We start from the raw sequence: 17,851 nt of genomic DNA on the forward strand, positions 1-17,851 counted from the left end.
TCACGACGTGGACGCTGGGAGGTCAGGCAGACAATGGGCTCAACGCCCGACTCCACCCTACGTGTTCCCAACGACGCAGCCGAGGCGTCCGCTGACAGCGAACAGCCCCGGCTGCGTGACGACGGCTCAGTGAGCGGCGTCGTAGGCCTTCTGGATGTCCGCGGAGATGCGGCCGCGCTCGGAGACGTCCATGCCCTGGCTCCTGGCCCACTCACGCACGTCCTTGGTGTTGGAGCCGCCCGCCGACGACGTGGCCTTGCGACCACGACGGCTCGAGCCGCTGACCTTGCGGGCGTGACCCACATAGCCGCTCAGTGCCTCGCGCAACGCCGCGGCGTTGGCGTCGTTGAGGTCGATCTCGTAGGTCGTGCCGTCCAGACCGAAGGTGAGGGTCTCGTCCGCCTCGCTGCCGTCGATGTCATCGACCAGAGTGATGTTGACCTTTTGCGCCATTCGAATTCCTCATTCCATCAAAGACCCCGTGCGGTGGACGTGCAGACAATACGCCCCTTTCAAGTTGGGGAGCAATTGGCGAATTCACGTCTATCGACTGATCGAGTTGCGCTCGAACACCAGCCGCAAGCCCTGAAGGGTCAGCCACGGGGAATCGGCGGTGAAACAATCGCATTCATCGCGCACGAGTCCCGACAGGTGCCCGGTCGATATGACGTTGACGCTCGTCCTCGGCACACCCAGCTCGTCGATCATCCGCGCCACCATTCCCTCGACCTGGGCAGCGACACCGAACAACATCCCGCTCTGCAAGGCCTCGACGGTGTTCTTCGCGATGACCGAGCGCGGACGCATCAGCTCGACCTTGCGCAGCTGTGCCCCCCGCCGCCCGAGCGCCTCGAGGGAGATCTCGATCCCGGGAGCAATAGCGCCACCGACATACTGACCGGAGGCACTCACGACGTCGAACGTCGTCGCGGTTCCGCCGAAATCGACGACGATGGCCGGACCCCCGAATTCGTTCGCCGCGGCCAAGGCATTGATGATGCGATCGGCGCCCACTTCGCGCGGATTGTCCATCAGGACCGACACCCCGGTGCGCACACCGGGTTCGACGACGACACACTCAATGTCCTTGAAATGGCGAGCGAGCATGTCACGCCATTCGTGCAGCACGGCCGGCACCGTCGCACACACGGCGATGCCGTCCACGGCTCTGCCCGACTCCGCGAGCAACCCGCGCACGAGCACCGCCCACTCGTCGGACGTGCGCCGCTCGTCGGTCGAGACCCGCCAGTGGGCCACGACGTCGGCGCCGTCGAGGAGCCCCAGCACGGTGTCGGAGTTGCCGATGTCGGCGGCGAGCAGGCTCATCCCTCGTCCACGGGCTGTCTGGTGGACTCGCACGAGCCGCGCACGGTCACGTCAGTGCCCCGTCCTGCTCAGCGACGCGCGGGTCGGCTTCGTCCACGAGGTCCATGCCCAGGTCGAAGACCTTCACCGAGTGGGTCAGGGCTCCCACCGAGATGTAGTCGACACCGGTCTCGCCGACCTCACGCGCCCGCTCGAGCGTGAGACCACCCGAGGCCTCCAGCACCGCGCGGCCGGCATTGATCCGCACTGCCTCGGCCATCGTCTCGGTCGACATGTTGTCGAGCAGGATCCGCTGGCAGCCTGCGTCGAGCAGCTCGCGCAGCTGGTCGAGGTCGGTGACCTCGACCTCGACGGGCAGACCGGGGAAGGCCGAGCGCAGGGCCTCGAGAGCCGGCACGACCCCACCGGCTGCGATGACGTGGTTGTCCTTGACCATCGCCATGTCGGACAGCGAGAAGCGGTGGTTGACCCCACCGCCGCACCGGACGGCGTATTTCTGCAACGCTCGCCAGCCGGGCAGGGTCTTGCGGGTGTCGAGGACCTTCGCCGTCGTGCCCTCGAGCGCGTCGACCCAGTGCGCGGTGCCGGTCGCCACTCCCGAGAGGTGGCTGGCGTAGTTGAGGGCCGTCCGCTCTGCTGTCAGCAGCCCGCGGGTGGGACCTGCGACGCGCATGACCACGTCGCCGGGGCCGACGCGAGTCCCGTCGGGGACCCGGTCGGTGATCTGGACCGACTCCCCCATGACCTGGGCGAACACCATGGCCGCGACCCCGAGCCCGGCCACGACGCCAGGCTCGCGCGCGGCGAAGTCAGCCCGGCCGCGGGCGTCCGCGGAGATGGTCGCGGCACTCGTGGCGTCGACGGCACCGCCGGGGAGGTCCTCGGCGAGCGCTCGCTCGATGTCGGCATACAGCGCCTCCGGGTCGAGCCCCGCGTCGGTGATCTCGCGCAGGAGCTCGGGCGGCAGGTCGGCGTACGGCGTCATGCGACTGCTCCAGTGGTCGGGTCGGTCGAGGGTGCGGGACAGAACTCCTGGCCCAGCCGCCCGTCGACCAGCCGGGTGTCGATGTGACCGGCCTGGGTCACGTCGTCTCGTTCGGGGAAGTCCTCGCGCCAGTGCGATCCCCGGGTCTCCTCGCGCCCGAGCGCCGCCTGCGCCAGCGCACTGCTCAGGGTCAGCAGGTTGGTCGTCTCCCAGCCGTCGACGCCGGGGACCGCACCCGCGTCGGTGTCGCACGCCTGCAGCCACTCGACGGCCTGCGTCATGCCCTCCGCGGTCCGCAGGACGCCCACCTTGGTCGTCATCGTCGCCTGGAGATCGGCGCGCAGCCGGCCGTCGACCAGTCCGGGACGACGCGGGTCGTCGCCGCTCGGTGCCTGCCACTCACGCAGCTCCTGCGGCAGCACCTGGGCGATCCGCCGCGAGAAGACGAGGCCTTCGAGCAGCGAGTTGGAGGCGAGGCGATTGGCGCCGTGCACCCCGCTGCAGGCGACCTCGCCCGTGGCATAGAGGCCGGCCACGTCCGAACGACCGTCGAGGTCGGTGGCCACTCCGCCCGAGGCGTAGTGCTGCGCCGGAGCGACGGGGATCAGCTCGGTGACCGGGTCGACGCCGTGCTCGCGACAGACCGCGAGGATCGTGGGGAAGCGTCGCTCCCAGAACTCCGCCCCGAGGTGACGGGCGTCGAGCCACATGTGGGGCTTGTCGGCCTCGAGCATGCGGCGCGTGATGGCCTTGGCGACGACGTCGCGCGGGGCCAGGTCGGCGAGCTCGTGCTCCCCCTGCATGAAGCGGTCACCACCGAAGTCGACGAGGAAGGCACCCTCGCCACGCACCGCCTCGGAGATCAGCGGCTGCTGGCCCTGGGAGTCGGGACCGAGATACATCACCGTCGGGTGGAACTGGACGAACTCGAGGTCGCGCAGGGTCGCCCCCGCGCGAGCGGCGATCGCCAGACCGTCTCCGGTGGAGACGCTCGGGTTGGTCGACTGCGAGAACACCTGGCCGAAGCCGCCGCTGGCGAGCACGACCGCCCGGCAGTGAGCTGCCCCGACACCGTCGCGCTGTCCCTCGCCGAGGACGTGCAGGGTCACCCCGGCCACCCCGGCGTCGCCGGCCAGCAGCAGGTCGACCGCCAGCGCGTGCTGGATCACCTCGATCTCGGGGGCCAGCTCGACGGCGGCGATGAGCGCCCGCTGGATCTCCGCCCCCGTCGCGTCGCCGCCCGCGTGGGCGATCCGGTCGCGGTGGTGGCCGCCCTCGCGGGTCAGCGACAGCTCCCCCTCGTGGTGGTCGAACCTGGTGCCCAGCGCGATCAGCTCTCGCACCGCGTCCGGGCCCTCGGTCACCAGGGCTCGCACGGCCTCGACGTCGCAGGCGCCCGCGCCGGCGACGAGGGTGTCGTGGAGGTGCTGGTCAGGGGTGTCCTCGGGTCCGAGAGCGGCCGCGATCCCGCCCTGGGCCCACTGCGTCGACCCGGCGTTGAGGACGTCCTTGGTGACGACCAGGAGCTTGAGGCTGCGGTCGGCGGCGTGGATGCGGAGCGCGGCGGTCAGCCCGGCGATCCCGGAACCGATGACCACCACGTCGGCGCGGGTGGTCCACCCCGGCTCCGGGGCTCGCAGGCGCTGCGGAAGTCTCGGGGAGGACTGCATCCCGGCAGGCTAGCGGGCGAGGAAGTCGCCGCGCGTCAGCGACGGGTCGCCGAAGGTCTCCGCCGGGTCGTAGCCGGTGGCCATCACCCGGTTGTCGGCGTCGACGAAGACGACCGCGGGCTTGTAGTCCTTGGCCTCCGCGGTCTCCATCTGACCGTAGGCGATCAGGATCACCGTGTCGCCGGGGTGCACCAGGCGGGCGGCCGCGCCGTTGATCCCGATGACGCCCGAGCCCCGCTCGCCGGCGATCGTGTAGGTCTCGAGGCGGGCGCCGTTGGTGACGTCGACGATGTGCACCAGCTCGCCGCTGAGCAGGTCGGCCGCGTCGAGGAGGTCCTCGTCGACGGTCACGGAGCCGACGTAGTGGAGGTCGGCCTGGGTGACGGTCGCCCGGTGGATCTTGGACTTCATCATCGTGCGCAGCATCAGCTGCTCCTTTCGTGGGTGGTCGAGCCCGCGACTGCGGTGCCCGCCGGTGGGAGTCGGTCGAAGAAGATCTGCATGTTGTCGATCAGGCGGGTGTCGCCGACCCGGGCCGCGACCAGGACCCGACCCTCGCCGACCTCCGGCGCCTCGGCCAGGTCGGGGGCGGTCAGGGCGAGGTAGTCGAGCACGACGGCGGGCTCGGTCGCGAGCACGCCCAGCGCTGCTTCACGGGCCGCCTCCTCGCCGTACGCCGCCTGCTGCTGCGCTGCCCGCAGTGCTCGGCTCAGGACGGTCGCGGCCTGCCGCTGGCCGGGATCGAGATAGCGGTTGCGGCTCGACATCGCGAGGCCGTCGGGCTCACGCATGGTCTCTGCCCCGACGATCCGGATCGGCATGCACAGGTCGCGGACCATGGCGCGGATCAACGCGAGCTGCTGGTAGTCCTTCTCGCCGAAGACGGCGACGTCGGGCTGGACGAGGCCGAAGAGCTTGGCGACGACCGTCAGGACCCCGTCGAAGTGCCCCGGACGGGAGGCGCCGTCGAGGATGGTGGCGAGGCGTCCTGGGGCGACGGTGACCCCGTCGCGGACCGTCTCGTGACCGAAGCCCCCGGGATAGATCTCGTCGGTGGCCGGCGCGAAGACGGCGGTGACCCCGTTGGCGGCGCACACCTCGAGGTCGGCGGGCAACGTGCGCGGGTAGCGCTCGAGGTCCTCGGTGGGGGCGAACTGCATGGGGTTGACGAAGACGCTCACCACCACCAGGTCAGCATGCTCGGCGGCCACGCGCATCAGGCTGGCGTGCCCCTCGTGCAGGGCGCCCATCGTGGGCACGAAGCCGACGCGCTGCCCGTCGCGGCGGGCGGCCGCGAGCAGGTCGGCGAGCTCCTCGCGGGTGTGCGCGAGGGCAAGGGTGGAGGCGGTCATCGACGGATGGTGCGTCCGAGCCGAGTGAGGGGCCGCACCGATGATGGAGCCACGTCGTCACTCGACGCGGCGTCGAGCACCTGCGCCAGCTTGGCGCCACGGATCGGGAGCAGGCGCCCGTCGGTGACCACCCGGCTGAGGGTCGCGCGGGCCAGGGCGAGGTAGGACGGGACCGTCTGCGGCGCTGAGGCCCTCATCTCCACCAGGTGGGCCCGGACCGTCTCGACGTCACCGCGCACGATCGGCCCGGTGAGCGCGGCGTCGCCCTGATCGAGCGCGTTGTCGAGCGCTGCGTTGAGGAGGGGGCGGAGCGTGTCGGCGGGGTTGTCGCCACCAGCCGCGGCGAGCATCTCCATCGCCTCGGTCACCAACGTGACGAGGTGGTTGGCGCCGTGGGCCAGGCCAGCGTGATAGAGCGTGCGCTTGTCCTCGTCGACCCACATCGGGCGACCGCCGAGGTCGGCGACGAGCTGCTCGGTGACGGGCCGTTCGGCAGCGTCGGCCGTCACCCCGAAGATCGCCTCGCGCAGCCGCGGCAGGTCGACCTCGGTGCCGGTGAAGGTCATGGCGGGGTGCAGGGCGATGGGTCGTGCACCCACGGCTGCGGCATCGGCGAGGACGGCCAGGCCGTGCCGGCCGCTGGTGTGGACGACGAACTGGCCCTCGTGGATCGCGCCGCTGGCACTGAGCATCGCGACCACGTTGGGCAGCATGTCGTCGGGCACCGTCAGCAGGAGCAGATCAGCGGCGCGGGCCACGTCACTGGGCTTGGCGCCGGGGGTGCCGGGCAACATGGCCTCGATCCGGCCCCGGGAGGCGTCCGACTCGCCGGCGGCGGCGACGATCTCGTGGCCGGCGGCGCGCAGCGCGGCGGCCAGGACGGCACCGACGCGGCCAGCGCCGATGACACCCACACGGAAGTGCCTCATGGTCCGAACCCTTTCGTTCCAGTCCCTCCGACCACCCCAGGTGGGGCCGGTGTGGGTACCAGACTCGGTGCTCGTGGTTGTTGAAACCTGAGCGTACGCCGATGGGTCGGTCCGCGGGAACAGGACTCGAGCGTGACGACCGCCACCGAAATCGCTACCCGTGAGTAGGTCCGCCGGGTGGGGCGTCAGGCGCGCAGGTGCAGCTTGGCGTGGTCCGGGTCGTCGACCACGAAGGGGCGTGGGGCGCGCGGGAGCCACGTGTGGGTCACGAAGTCGACGACGTGCTCGCCGGCCGGGGCCACGATCTCGGTGACCCCCTCCGGGACCTCGCCCGCCCTGAGCGCGTTGAAGACCAGCCACTCGCGCCGCTTGCGGCGGTTGCGGACGCTGGTGGCGAAGGACTCGGGGTTGGTCCAGTGGGCGAACTCGTCGCCGTCGAGATACTTCAGCTCCACGACCAGCCCCTGCGGGAGCGCGAACTGCCGGATGGTGTCGGGCGTGGTCCGGATCTCCCACTCGGGGGCCTTGGAATAGACGAAGTCGGGCGTCATCGGGAAGCCCCACTCCTCGATGTTGCGCAGGCCCAGGTCGAGGAAGGCGCGACTCTCGGACTCGATGTAGAGGCCGTGGCGTGGGATCCGGATCACCACGTCCGCGCGGCCCACCTGCCACGACAGGTCGGCCAGCGACACCTCGCCCTCGGTCGTGAGCACCATGTCGCCGTCCCACTTCCACGAGTAGCGGGTGCGGACGTGGGAGAAGCACCAGTTGTAGAAGTAGGCCAGCGAGTGGACGCTGCGCTCGGGGACCGCGAGGTGCTCGGCGCCGGCGCGGGCGACGTCGAACGGGTAGTGCTTCAGCGTGAACTTCTCGCCCAGCCCGTGCTCTGCGGCGACGGCCAGCGCCGCCTCGCCGGTGCCGTCGGTGGAGTTGTTGTCGACCAGCAGCACGTGGTCGCAGGCGCGCAGCAGGGGCGGCAGCACGAAACGCATCGAGTCGGCCTCGTTCTTGACCCGGAGCACCGCGGTCGCACCCCGGCGCAGCGGACCGGCCTGCCACGGCCAGACGATGTCGAACTCGGTGTGCCCCTCGATGTTGCTCAGTCCGGGACCGCCACCGATCGGGACGCTCACGACGGCTCCGGCTGCCCCGGGGGCTGCTCCGCCGTGCGCTCGCGACCCAGGGCCTTGCGCACACCTCGGCGCAGGGACGGCGGGATCTTGGCGCGGACGTCGTGCGGGATCCGCTCCGCCAGTCCTGGCGCAGGGGCGTCGGAGGCAGCCGCCGTACGGGCACCGTCGATCCGCGCGGCGACGACCGAGCTCTTGCTGATCGCCTCCGCCTCCTCGTAGAGGTCGGTGTAGGCGTCGCGCAGCTGGTCGAGCGTGGCGTGGACCTGCGAGACGTCCCCGTCGGGGTCGGCGAGCTTGTTGAGCTCCACCCACGTCTGGGCGGTGAGGTCGTGCAGCCGCGGCGGCAGTCCGAGGTCCTCGAGGCTGGCCGAGACCCGCCGCAGGTCGGGGTCGATGAAGCGGTGCACCTCACGGATCAGGTCGCTGCGCGTGTGGATGATCGACTGCAGCTCGAGGGTGTGGCCGACGTGCATCGTCGTCTTCACCCAGTCGGTCAGCAGGTCCTCGTAGCGCACGAACACCCGCGACGTGCCGGCTTCGTCGCGCGTCGCGCGCTCGGTGTGGAGCAGCATGTTGAGCCAGCTGGCGGCGAGGTGGGCGGAACCGAGCTTGTTGGCGTAGTACTTCTGCTTGCTGCCGACGACCTCGGCCGGGGGGCGCAGCATGGTCACGAAGACCGGCTTGGCGCCCGTCCGGATCGCGGCGACCCGCCACAGCCCGAGGAACCAGCTGAGCCGGGGGTCCTTGACGACCAGCTCGGGGTGGACCTCGAAGTGTGGCTCGAGCCAGTCGGCGACCCTGATCCGGGCCGGCTCGCGGGTGGAGATGCGGCCGGTCTCGAACCACGCGCTGGGGCGGGAGTCACTGACCTGGACGCCGGCCTCCTTGAGCAGGCGGTCGTGCAGGTCGACGACCCACTGGGGCTCGGAGAAGCCACGCGGGTTGGACGAGTCGGGTGGCACCTCGGGCAGCGGCACGTGCATCCCGAGCCTGCTGGCGATGCCGGCCATCGTCGAGGTCCCGCTGCGTCCGGCCCCCGCCACGAAGAGCACCTTGCGCGGGACGCCGTCGGGGTTCATCTCGTCGATCGCGCGCGCCTGTGCAGTCACGGCGGGGAGCCTACTAGGGTCTCGTGCCATGGGGTTCCTGCGGCAGCGGCGCGGACCCCTGGTCTCGGTGGTCGTCCCCGCCTACGGCGTCGAGGACTACCTCCCGCCTGCCTCGACTCGCTGCTCGCCCAGACCTGGCAGCGCTGGCAGGCGGTCGTCGTCGACGACGGGTCGCCCGACCGGTCGGGCGAGATCGCCGAGGCGTATGCCGACAAGGACCGCCGCTTCCGGGTCGTGCACGTCGCCAACGGCGGGCTGGGTTCGGCGCGCAACATCGGAGCGACGCAGGCCGAGGGTGAGTTCCTCGCCTTCCTCGACTCCGACGACGTCCTGCCGCGCGATGCGCTGTCCTCGCTGATGGCGCCGCTGCTCGAGTCGGGGTCGGACTTCGTGACCGGCTCGATCGCGCGCTGGGAGAAGGGCGACCTCCTGGAGCCCCGGTGGATGCGGCGGCTGCATGCGCCGGGCCGGGGGCTGAGGATCGCCGACCGCCCCGAGCTGCTCGGCGACGTCTTCGCCTGGAACAAGGTCTTCCGCCGGACGTTCTGGGACAGCGTCGGGCTGTCGTGGCCCGAGGGCGTCCGCTACGAGGACCAACCGGCGACCACCCGGGCGTTCATGGCCGGGACCTTCGACGTGGTGCCGTCGATCGTCTATCACTGGCGCATCCGCGACGACGGCTCCTCCATCACCCAGCAGCGGGCGTCCGTCGCCGACCTCGCGGACCGCTGGGCGACCAAGCGCCTGTCGCTCGAGGAGGTCCGCTCGGGCGGGGACGCCGAGGTCGAGGCAGTCTTCGTCGACCGGGTCCTCGCGGGCGACATGTGGCGCTACTTCCTCGAGATCCCCGGCGCCCCCGACGAGTGGTGGGAGCTGCTCCGCTGCGGGGTCCGGGAGTTCTGGGGACAGCGCTCGCTCATCCACTCCGGGCTCCCTCCGGTCCACCGGATCGGCGGGTGGCTGGTCGAGCAGGACCGCCGCGAGGACGCGTCAGCCCTGATGACGTGGGTCGCCTCGCTCGGCTCCCCGGCGCCACAGGTGGGCAGCGGCCAGGGCCGACACATCGACATACCGAGCTCCGTGCTCGACCTGTCGACGGTCGACCCTGCCGCGCTGCGCCTGCGCCCCCACGAGGTGCGCTGAAGAGATCAGCGGGGTCAGAGCAGGCCCTCGGCCTCCAAGAACTCGGTCGCGATGTCCTCGGGCTTCTGCCGATCGACCGAGATCTTGCCGTTGAGCTCGGTGAGGTTCTCCGTCGTGAGGGCGGCCATCAGGTCGTTGAGGATGGTCTCGACGTTGGGGTTGTCGGCGAGCCACTCGGTGGAGGCGGCCGGGATGAGGTTCTGGGCCGGCTGGATCTGCTTGTCGTCCTCCAGCAGCACCATGCCCTGCGACTCCAGCGTCCCGTCGGTCGTCGACGTCAGGCCGAGCTGCGCCTCACCGTCCTTCACGGACTTGAAGACGGCCGGCGAGGCGAAGCCCAGCGGCAGGAACTCGGTGACGTCGATGCCGTAGTCCTTGGTCAGCCCGGCGCCACAGTCGGTGCGGTCGGCGCAGTCCTCGGCGGCGGCCACGACGACCTGCTGGCCCTCGAGGTCGGAGAGCTTGGTGACGCCCTCGTCTTGCGAGAACTCCTGGGTGACGAAGAACGCGTTGGTGTCGATCGCCGCGGACGGCTCAAGAAGCGTGATGCCCTTGTCCTCCAGCAGCGACGACGCGGCCTCGATCGACTCCTCGGCGTCCGGCGTCGTGAGCGGCTCGGCGTCCGCACCGTTGACCGTGGTGTTGAGGAAGTCGACGATGCCACCGACGTATTCGGGCACCAGCTGGATCGAACCGGGGAACTGGCCGTCCTTCATGTAGACGTCGCGCGTGCCGACGAGCTGGACCGTCGCGTCGTAGCCCTCGGCGTCGAGGAGCTGCTCATACATCGCCGCGACGATCTGCACCTCCCCGAAGTCCTGCCCGGAGATCTTGACCGACCCCTTGTCGCCACCGCCGGTGCTCTCCGCGCCGTCTCCGCCGTCCTTGGCGAGGTCGTCACCGGCGCACGAGGCGCCGAGCATCACGGTGCTGATCGCCAGCGCGCTGGCGGCCCATCGTCCTAGCTTCATGTCTTCCACCTTCTGTGTCCCGTGGTCTCGATGACCACGCGTGTCCGGTCCCGGCTCATGTCGTCATGGGCAGGAGGTCTGGCTGCTGCTGATCAGTCTGACGAGGGATCGGGTCGGCCGCACGCTGGGCCCACGCTGCGAGCACCTCAAGCACCATCGCCACCGCCGCGACGATCACGGCGCCCGCCAGTCCCTTGCCGTACTGGCTGGTCGCGAATCCGTCGGTGATGATCCGTCCCAGGCCCGGGCCGGCCACCAGCGCGGCGATGGTGGCGGTCGCCCACACCTGCACGAGTGCCAGCCGGATGCCGGCCGCGACCAACGGCATGGCCAGGGGCAGCTCGACGAGACGGAACTGCTGCCACGACGTCATCCCCATGCCCCGGGCCGACTCCTTGAGGTCGCCCTCGACCTCGCGCACGGCGACATAGGAGTTGGTGATGATCGGCGGCAGCGCGAACAGGGTGAGCGCCAGCAGGGTGGCGATGCCCGCACGCCCGAACGGGCCGAACGTCGAGACGCCCGGCCACTCGGCGGTGACGAGGAGGGCGAGGAGGGCGAAGGTCGGGATCGCGCGGCCGATGTTGGAGATGTTGATGGCCAGGAAGCCGCCGCGGCCCAGGTGGCCGAGCCACAGCGCGACGGGCAGCCCGATCACGATCGCCAGCGCCAGCGCGGCGCCGGTGAGGAGCAGCTGCTGCACGAGCAGGTCGAGGATCCCACCTCGCCCCGTCCAGCTGGCCGGGTCGGCGAGATAGGCCCACATGTCAGCGAAGATCCTCATGCCGCGACCCCCGTCCTGGTCCAGGGAGTCGTCAGGCGTTGGAGCCCCACGATGGCCAGGTCGAGGAGCACCGCGATCGCGACGCACAGCAGGCAGGCCGCGAGCAGCTCGGCCTTGAAGTCGGTCCGGACCCCGTCGGCGATGAGGTTGCCCAGGCCACCGTTGGCGACCAGCGCCCCCACCGTGGTGAGCGCGACCGTCGAGACCGTGGCGACCCTCAGGCCGGCCAGCATCACCGGCAGGGCGAGCGGGAGCTCGATCCGCAGCAGCTGACCCGCCGGGGCATATCCCAGGCCGCGGGCGGACTCGCGGACCTCGTCCGGGACCGAGCGCAGGCCGTCGAGGATGCTGCGGACCAGGATCGTCAGCGCGTACAGCGCCAACCCGATCACGACCGTGGTGGCCGAGATGCCCGTGAACGGCACGAGCAGCGGGAAGAGCGCCAGCGACGGCACGGTGTAGAGCGCCGTGGAGACGCCGAGGATGGCCGACTCCAACCGCCGTACCCTGCGGGCGAGCAGCGCCAGCGGGAACGCGATCACGATGCTCAGGCCGATCGCGGCGACGGTGATGAGCAGGTGCTGGGTCGTCGCGTCGACGAGCTCTTGGCGGTAGTCGCTGACGTAGGCCTCACACCACCACTCGTTGACCGTGCGGCTGTAACAGCTCGGGTCCGCTGCGGGGACAGCGCTCGCGAGTAGGGTCACCGCATGGACGCTACCGCCTCGGGCGACGGATCCACCGCACCCTCTTCACCTGGTCAGGACCAGCCGATGATCAGGCTGCACGGGGTCGGCAAGACCTACGACGACGGCACGGTCGCCGTCCATGAGCTCGACCTCGACGTCCGCCGCGGCGAGATCGTCTGCCTGGTGGGGCCGTCGGGCTGCGGCAAGTCCACCACCTTGAAGATGATCAACCGGCTGATCGAGCCGACCACTGGCCGGATCATCCTCGACGGCACCGACGTCACCGAGGCCGATCCCCATGAGCTGCGGCGCGGCATCGGCTACGTCATCCAGCAGGTGGGGCTGTTCCCCCACCAGAAGGTCATCAACAACGTGATGACGGTCCCGCTGCTGTACGGCGAGTCCAAGACCACCGCGCGGTCCCGCGCCCGCGAGCTGCTCGAGACCGTCGGGCTCGATCCCGACCTGTATGCCGACCGCTACCCCCACCAGCTCTCCGGTGGGCAGCGCCAGCGCGTGGGAGTTGCCCGGGCGCTGGCGGCCGACCCGCCGGTCCTGCTGATGGACGAGCCGTTCGGGGCCGTCGACCCGGTCGTGCGCACCCGCCTGCAGGACGAGTTCCTGCGGCTGCAGCGCGACCTGGGCAAGACGGTCGTGCTCGTCACCCACGACATCGACGAGGCCGTGCGGATGGGCGAGCGGGTGGCGGTCTTCGCGACCGGTGGCCGGCTGGCGCAGTTCGCCACCCCGATGGAGCTGCTCGCCCACCCGGCCGACGACTTCGTGGCCGACTTCGTGGGATCGACGCGCGGGTTGCGCCGGCTCACCGTGACCCCGCTGCGCGAGGAGCACCTCGAACCCCTCGACGGCGTCAGCGGGGGTCAGCTCGGGGCCGCCATCGACCTCGACTCCTCCTTGGAGGAGGCACTCGCGACCATGCTGCGCGAGGACAAGCCGATGATCGGCGTGAAGCAGGGCGCCCGGTTCGTGGGCGTCCTCACGCCCAACGGGATCCACCGGGCGCTGCGGGAGTCGCTGCGCTGAGGAGGACCGTCGGAGTCACCGCCCGCCGGATCACCCGCTGACAGGCACGTCCTTGTGCCAGGACTCGGTCACATATTTCGTGCCCCAGCCCATCGCGACGTACAACCCGTCTGCGCCCGTCGGGGAGTCGGCGTCGACCTCGAGGCCGACGCGGTCACGCCCGCTGACGGCCGCGTCGGCGATGATCGTGTTGAGCAGTCCCTTGGCGACGCCGCGGCCACGCGCGGACTCCAGGACGCCGAGGTAGGCGACGTAGGAACCGTCGGGGCCCTTGGTCGACTCGCTGACGGTGCCGACCAGCGCACCCGCTGCCTCGCCGTCGACCTCGGCCAGCCACCAGTGGTCCCAGCGGTGGCCAGGGTCCTCCCGCAACCGGTGGAGGAACTCGTGGAACGTCTCCTCGGCGTGGTTGAAGTGATCTGTGAACGCCCCCTCCAGGACGTCGTGGACGGCTCGCAGGTCGCCCTCGTCGGGCATGCCGTCGCCCTGGCGCTCGACGAGGCGGAAGACGACGCCGTCCTGTTCCCAGCGAGCGGGGTCGGGGACGAGCTCTGCCTCCTCGGCGGTCACCGATCGGCTCATCTGCCACCAGGTGCGCACGCGTTCGAATCCTGCCGCCTCCAGCCAGACGTGCTGGCGCTCGTCGTCGCGGAAGGCACCCGTGTCGATCTGCTGCACACTCAGCCGGCGTTCGGCGCCCACCCGCTCAGCCTGGGCGTGAGCCCACTCGAACAGGACGTCGGAGCACGCGGTCGCGACGTCGGTCGGCAGCTCGCGGTCGACGATGTGGACGAGGAGCATCCGGCCCTCGGCACGGTCGTGCACGCTCGCCCACGCACGGATGGCGTCGCTCTCGTCCCGGACGACGATGTTCTCGCGCATCTCGAGGCCCTGGACCTCGACGAGGATGTCCTCCTCGGAGCCGGTGGCCCAGCCCCGCCCGGCGCGCTCGTGCCGGCGGAGCAGATCGGTCAGGCGCGCGACGGTCGGCCCGTCCCCGCCGTCGGGCGCCTGTGCCGACCAGCCCTCGGGCAATCCGGGATCCTCGGGCAAGGCCTCGGCTGGATCGCTCTCGAACCGGTTCTCCTCGGGGATCACACCGAGTGATTGTGCCGTACGAGGGTGGGGCGACCGCTCAGGCGGTGTTGCGCTTGGACGCAGTCACCTGCCACAGCGCCAGCTCTGCCTTGAGGACGTCGAGCTCTGCCTCGAGCTCGGCCACGCGCACGATGGCCTCCGCGGCGCGCTCCTCCGACTGGCCGAGTGATGCCTCCAGACGGGCGGCGGCGTCGGCTGCCTCGCGCGAGTTGTCCTCGGCCAGGTCGGCGCGGCGGGCCTCGAGGTTGAACTTGCGGGTCTGTTCGCTGAGCTGACGCTGAGCCGTGTTCAGCGCGAGCTCGAAGCCGGCGATGATCTCCTCGCGCTCCGCGATCTTGCGCTGCATGTCGAGGGCGAAGCGCATGTTCTCGCTCGTCCGGCGCTCGGTGATCGTGGCATAGGCAGCCGCCTGGACGGCGCGGTCCCGTCCGGCTTCCACCCGGGCGGCAGCGAGCTCGGAGTGGGTGATCCTGGTAGCAGCCGCACCGAGCAGCACCGCCCCGACGCCGGCGAGGGTGAGCATCAGCACGGTGCCGGCGACCGCGGCTGCGCCGATGAGCAGCGCAGCCAGGACGAGCAGTGCGACAGCGACGCTCAGGCGCGTGCTCCGCTGGCGACGACGCGCCGCCGAACGGGGCGCGTGTGACTGCTGGGGCTCAGGAGAAGACATGGGGTCAGGCTAGGGGTCCGACCCCGATGACGGGACGCGACACGCGCGCTCGAGCAGCAGGGAGATGCTCATGACAGCGATCCCGGCCACCGCGGCGACGGCGCAGCGGACCAGCCGCTCGTCGGCCAGCTCGGAGGCCGACCCGAGCCAGCTGATGCCGTGGCCGACATATCCGCCGGCGACCAGCGCACCCACCAGCGCGCAGGCGCGGGCCAGGACGAGCCGGTTGACGGCCCGGTCTCCCTCGAGCCTGCGTCGGTGGACCTGGATCGTCTGCCAGGTGTGCCACGCGACATACGCCAGGAAGGCGGCGACGAAGACAAGGACCAGCACCTGGGTCCAGGAGACCAACGGAACAGTCGCGCCGAGGCGCACCATCACCGGCCGCACCAACCAGCCGCCGAGGAGCCCGACCACGCCCGCGATCGCGAGCGACGCACCCGAGGTGGGGCGCAGGCGCCCCTGCGGCTCGGGTGGGCCTTGCGTCACTGGGTCTCGAGCACCAGGTCGTCGCGCTTGGTGACGCCGGACGCGTCGAGCGCGGCCAGCAGGTCGGCGATCGGGCCGCGGTCGGGGATGACGGCGTCGGGCTCGAGGTCGTGCCAGGGCGCGAGCACGAAGGCGCGCTCGTGGGCGCGCGGGTGGGGCAGCTGCAGGAACTCCTCGTTCGCCCGGCGATCGCCGACGACGATCAGGTCGACGTCGAGAGTGCGGGGCGCGTTTCGGACGTCGCTGCGCTCACGGTCGAAGGCGTCCTCGACCGCCAGCGCCCGCTCCATCAGGCGCGCGGCCGGCAGCGTCGTGTCGGCCAGCACGACCGCGTTGAGGAACTTGCGCGCGCCGTCGACGGGCGAGTCGACGGGCTCGGTCTCATAGACCGGCGAGATGCCGGTGACGAAGAAGTCGGGGGTGTCCGCGAGCGCGTCGACCGCCCCCTGCAACGCAGTCATCCGCTCCCCGAGGTTGGACCCGAGAGCGACGACGACGCGCCGGATGGGATGCATCTCGCCGGTCAGGGAGTCCGCATCCACGATGTTGGGGTTGGGGGTCTCAGTCATGGGGCTGGCCTCGCGTTCCTGGTGATCGTCAGCGCGACATCCCGAAATGTCGCGTCAATCGGTGCATCGGGCTTGTGGATGGTGACGCGGACCCATTGAACACGACGCTCGCCCAGGCACACATCTGCGATCCGTTGGGCGACGGTCTCGATCAGGTCCACCGGGTCGGACTCGACGGCGGCCTTGACCTGTGCGACGAGGCTGCCGTAGTCCACCGTGTCTGCGAGATCGTCCGAGGCGGCTGCCGGGGCGGTGTCGAGCCCGAGCACGAGGTCGACCACGAAGGTCTGGCCCTCGCGGCGCTCGAAGTCGAAGACACCGTGGTGGGCGAAGCACTCCACGCCCAGGATGCTGAGCTCGTCGATGGGCAGGCCGGTCACGGTCGACCAGCCTGTCCTATCCCGCTGCCCGCACCGTCAGCGACCCCCTCCGATCCGGCACCGCGCCCCTCCGCCCGGGGCGAGTCGGCCGCCGCCAGCGCATCGACCACGGCCAGCGCGTCGCGGGTCGCCCGCACGTCGTGGACCCGGAGGCAGGCCACCCCCGGTCGGCGAGCAGCGCCACGAGGGCAGCGTGGGCGAACTCCCGCTCCCCCACGGGACGAGGGCCCCGGTCATCCTCGAGCACCCGCCCGAGGAACGACTTGCGGCTCGCGCCCACGAGCAGAGGGCGCCCGAGCGCGTCCAGCGTCGAGAGCCCGGCGAGCAGCTGCCAGTTCTGCTCGGCAGTCTTGGCGAAGCCCAGCCCCGGGTCGAGGTAGACCCGGTCGAGGTCGACCCCAGCGGCGGCGAGCGCGTCGAGCCGTTGGGTCAGCTCACGGCACACGCCCTCGACGACGCCGTATGGCGCGTAGTCGGTGAACGCCGTCATCGACTCTGCGTGCGCACGCCAGTGCATCGCGACGTACGTCGCTGCGCTGGCCGCGACCACGTCGAGGATCTCCGGGTCGGCCAGCCCGCCGGAGACGTCGTTGACGATCGTCGCCCCCGCGTCGAGCGCCGCCGCGGCCACCGCGGCCCGCATGGTGTCGACCGAGACGACCGCCCCCTCGGACGCGAGCCGGGAGATCACCGGCACGACCCGGTCGAGCTCCTCGCTGACCAGCGGCCTGGTCGCACCAGGCCGGGTCGACTCGCCACCGATGTCGAGGATGTCCGCACCGTCGGCGAGCAGCTGCCGCGCGTGCGCCAGCGCGCGCTCGGTGTCGGCGAACAACCCGCCGTCGGAGAAGGAGTCGGGGGTGACGTTGACGATCCCCATCACGAGGGGACGAGTCATCGTCTCGAGTTGATCAGCGCCATCGCCTCGGCGCGGGTGGCCTGGTCGGTCAGCATGGTGCCGCGGACCGCCGAGGTGATCGTGCGTGCTCCGGCCTTCTTCACCCCACGCATGGTCATGCAGAGGTGCTCTGCCTCGATCACCACGATCACGCCGCGCGCCTCGAGGATCCCCATCAGCGCGTCGGCGACCTGCGTGGTGAGCCGCTCCTGCACCTGCGGCCGCTTGGCATAGACGTCCACGAGCCGAGCGAGCTTGGACAGGCCGGTGATCTTGCCGGTGTCAGCGGGGATGTAGCCGACGTGGGCCACGCCCGTGAACGGCACCAGGTGGTGCTCGCACATCGACCACAGCTCTATGTCGCGCACCAGGACCATCTCGTCGTGACCGATGTCGAAGGTCGTGGTGAGGACGTCGTCGGGCCGCTGCCGCAGGCCGGAGGTGAGCTCTTCGTAGGCGCGGGCCACCCGGGCCGGGGTGTCCCGCAGCCCCTCCCGGTCGGGGTCCTCCCCGATGGCGGCCAGCAGCTCGCGCACCGCCGCCTGCGCCCGCTCGTGGTCGAAGACGGGGATGGTGCGCTCCGGCAGGCTGATCGGGTCGGTCATGTGCGCC

General features: G+C 70.9%; 21 protein-coding genes. 2 read left to right on the forward strand and 19 right to left on the reverse strand.

What is annotated here, in order from left to right:
• Positions 1-126: 126 nt before the first annotated feature.
• The 9 genes from G7071_RS02855 to G7071_RS02895 all read right to left on the reverse strand — a co-directional run bounded on the left by G7071_RS02855 (position 127) and on the right by G7071_RS02895 (position 8,474).
• Complete coding sequence (locus tag G7071_RS02855; protein WP_166314684.1) at positions 127-453, reverse strand: histone-like nucleoid-structuring protein Lsr2; 327 nt, start codon at positions 451-453, stop codon at positions 127-129.
• A gap of 90 nt (positions 454-543) precedes the next feature.
• Positions 544-1,326 carry a type III pantothenate kinase gene (locus tag G7071_RS02860; RefSeq protein WP_166314687.1) on the reverse strand — a complete coding sequence of 261 codons (783 nt, stop codon included), beginning with the start codon at positions 1,324-1,326 and terminating at the stop codon, positions 544-546.
• 46 nt (positions 1,327-1,372) lie between these two features.
• The gene (gene nadC / locus G7071_RS02865) at positions 1,373-2,311 is read right to left on the reverse strand and encodes a carboxylating nicotinate-nucleotide diphosphorylase (protein WP_166314690.1); all 939 of its coding nucleotides are present in this window, start codon (positions 2,309-2,311) and stop codon (positions 1,373-1,375) included.
• The gene (locus G7071_RS02870; RefSeq protein WP_166314693.1) at positions 2,308-3,981 is read right to left on the reverse strand and encodes an L-aspartate oxidase; all 1,674 of its coding nucleotides are present in this window, start codon (positions 3,979-3,981) and stop codon (positions 2,308-2,310) included. Before G7071_RS02870 ends, nadC begins: the two co-directional genes overlap by 4 nt.
• Positions 3,982-3,990: 9 nt before the next feature.
• Positions 3,991-4,407 carry an aspartate 1-decarboxylase gene (gene panD / locus G7071_RS02875; protein WP_166314696.1) on the reverse strand — a complete coding sequence of 139 codons (417 nt, stop codon included), beginning with the start codon at positions 4,405-4,407 and terminating at the stop codon, positions 3,991-3,993.
• Entirely contained in the window at positions 4,407-5,333 is a 927-nt protein-coding gene (gene panC / locus G7071_RS02880; protein WP_166314699.1) for a pantoate--beta-alanine ligase, read from the reverse strand. Before panC ends, panD begins: the two co-directional genes overlap by 1 nt.
• Positions 5,330-6,262: a Rossmann-like and DUF2520 domain-containing protein gene (locus tag G7071_RS02885; RefSeq protein WP_166314702.1), complete on the reverse strand. Its 933-nt coding sequence runs from the start codon at positions 6,260-6,262 to the stop codon at positions 5,330-5,332. Before G7071_RS02885 ends, panC begins: the two co-directional genes overlap by 4 nt.
• A 185-nt stretch (positions 6,263-6,447) precedes the next feature.
• Entirely contained in the window at positions 6,448-7,395 is a 948-nt protein-coding gene (locus G7071_RS02890) for a glycosyltransferase family 2 protein (protein WP_246210330.1), read from the reverse strand.
• Positions 7,392-8,474, reverse strand: coding sequence for a sulfotransferase family protein (locus G7071_RS02895; RefSeq protein ID WP_166320898.1), 1,083 nt, complete (start codon positions 8,472-8,474; stop codon positions 7,392-7,394). Before G7071_RS02895 ends, G7071_RS02890 begins: the two co-directional genes overlap by 4 nt.
• Here G7071_RS02895 and G7071_RS02900 point away from each other — a divergent pair.
• Entirely contained in the window at positions 8,373-9,647 is a 1,275-nt protein-coding gene (locus tag G7071_RS02900) for a glycosyltransferase family 2 protein (RefSeq protein WP_246210331.1), read from the forward strand. The genes G7071_RS02895 and G7071_RS02900 overlap by 102 nt on opposite strands.
• 14 nt (positions 9,648-9,661) lie before the next feature.
• On the opposite strand, the gene G7071_RS02905 is transcribed toward G7071_RS02900, so the two are convergent.
• From G7071_RS02905 to G7071_RS02915, 3 genes are read right to left on the reverse strand one after another with little or no spacing between them, the layout of a single operon-like run.
• Positions 9,662-10,618 (reverse strand): ABC transporter substrate-binding protein, encoded by a 957-nt coding sequence (locus tag G7071_RS02905; protein WP_166314705.1) that lies wholly within the window; start codon positions 10,616-10,618, stop codon positions 9,662-9,664.
• Between the two features lie 55 nt (positions 10,619-10,673).
• A complete protein-coding gene (locus G7071_RS02910) occupies positions 10,674-11,402 on the reverse strand; it encodes an ABC transporter permease (protein WP_166314708.1) in 729 nt (242 codons plus the stop codon).
• On the reverse strand, positions 11,399-12,109 hold the full coding sequence (locus G7071_RS02915; RefSeq protein ID WP_166314711.1) for an ABC transporter permease: 711 nt from the start codon (positions 12,107-12,109) through the stop codon (positions 11,399-11,401). The genes G7071_RS02910 and G7071_RS02915 overlap by 4 nt, the downstream gene beginning before the upstream one ends.
• 3 nt (positions 12,110-12,112) lie before the next feature.
• Between G7071_RS02915 and G7071_RS02920 the strand changes: the two genes are divergently transcribed.
• Positions 12,113-13,135, forward strand: a complete 1,023-nt coding sequence (locus tag G7071_RS02920; protein WP_281351722.1) for an ABC transporter ATP-binding protein — start codon at positions 12,113-12,115, stop codon at positions 13,133-13,135.
• A gap of 30 nt (positions 13,136-13,165) precedes the next feature.
• Here G7071_RS02920 and G7071_RS02925 read toward each other — a convergent pair whose 3' ends face one another.
• Genes G7071_RS02925 through folE form a run of 7 tightly spaced genes read right to left on the reverse strand, consistent with a single transcriptional unit; the run spans position 13,166 to position 17,844 of the window.
• The gene (locus tag G7071_RS02925; RefSeq protein WP_206062887.1) at positions 13,166-14,233 is read right to left on the reverse strand and encodes a GNAT family N-acetyltransferase; all 1,068 of its coding nucleotides are present in this window, start codon (positions 14,231-14,233) and stop codon (positions 13,166-13,168) included.
• 37 nt (positions 14,234-14,270) lie between these two features.
• The gene (locus tag G7071_RS02930) at positions 14,271-14,903 is read right to left on the reverse strand and encodes a hypothetical protein (RefSeq protein WP_166314714.1); all 633 of its coding nucleotides are present in this window, start codon (positions 14,901-14,903) and stop codon (positions 14,271-14,273) included.
• 9 nt (positions 14,904-14,912) lie between these two features.
• A complete protein-coding gene (locus G7071_RS02935; RefSeq protein ID WP_166314717.1) occupies positions 14,913-15,392 on the reverse strand; it encodes a DUF3180 domain-containing protein in 480 nt (159 codons plus the stop codon).
• A complete protein-coding gene (folK, locus tag G7071_RS02940; protein ID WP_166314720.1) occupies positions 15,389-15,961 on the reverse strand; it encodes a 2-amino-4-hydroxy-6-hydroxymethyldihydropteridine diphosphokinase in 573 nt (190 codons plus the stop codon). The genes G7071_RS02935 and folK overlap by 4 nt, the downstream gene beginning before the upstream one ends.
• Positions 15,958-16,341: a dihydroneopterin aldolase gene (folB, locus tag G7071_RS02945; RefSeq protein ID WP_215727632.1), complete on the reverse strand. Its 384-nt coding sequence runs from the start codon at positions 16,339-16,341 to the stop codon at positions 15,958-15,960. Before folB ends, folK begins: the two co-directional genes overlap by 4 nt.
• 16 nt (positions 16,342-16,357) lie before the next feature.
• Positions 16,358-17,239, reverse strand: coding sequence for a dihydropteroate synthase (gene folP / locus G7071_RS02950; protein WP_343043534.1), 882 nt, complete (start codon positions 17,237-17,239; stop codon positions 16,358-16,360).
• On the reverse strand, positions 17,236-17,844 hold the full coding sequence (gene folE, locus G7071_RS02955) for a GTP cyclohydrolase I FolE (protein ID WP_166314723.1): 609 nt from the start codon (positions 17,842-17,844) through the stop codon (positions 17,236-17,238). Before folE ends, folP begins: the two co-directional genes overlap by 4 nt.
• Positions 17,845-17,851: the final 7 nt, after the last annotated feature.

It is taken from the genome of Nocardioides piscis (genome assembly GCF_011300215.1).
Classification (GTDB): Bacteria; Actinomycetota; Actinomycetes; order Propionibacteriales; family Nocardioidaceae; genus Nocardioides; species Nocardioides piscis.